Below are 330 nucleotides of genomic sequence, written 5' to 3'. Positions count from 1 at the left end.
TCTCGTAGTACCCGACGTTGTACGACGGGACCGGGATCGTCACCTGGTAGATGCGGCGCTGGACCCTCGACGGCCAGTGCGGGGTGAGGCCGGTCGCGGCGTACTTCTCCTCCTTGTCCTTGCCGCTCTCGCGGCTCTGGTTGGCGGAGATCACGAGATAGCCGGCGGGGACGCCGATGAGCAGCCCGATGATGAGCAGGGTGAGTGCCCTGCGGCGGATCATGTGGCGACGGTCCTCGGCCGGCTGCTGCGGCCCGTCCGGGGAGTCTGCCTGGTGCGGTACGGACACGGTTACGCGGACCCCTGCGATGCTCGACGGGCCTCGACGAA

Annotated in this window: 1 pseudogene; it reads right to left on the bottom strand. The window is 68.5% G+C overall.

The features are described 5' to 3' along the window. A pseudogene (locus ACLZOT_RS51045) lies at positions 1-223 on the bottom strand (sugar kinase); the annotation flags it as partial. Positions 224-330: the final 107 nt, after the last annotated feature.

Source organism: Streptomyces sp. 4F14, assembly GCF_048159485.1.
Classification (GTDB): Bacteria; Actinomycetota; Actinomycetes; order Streptomycetales; family Streptomycetaceae; genus Streptomyces.
Note: the sequence above shows the minus strand (reverse complement) of the source record. Positions and strands in the feature narration are given on the sequence as shown.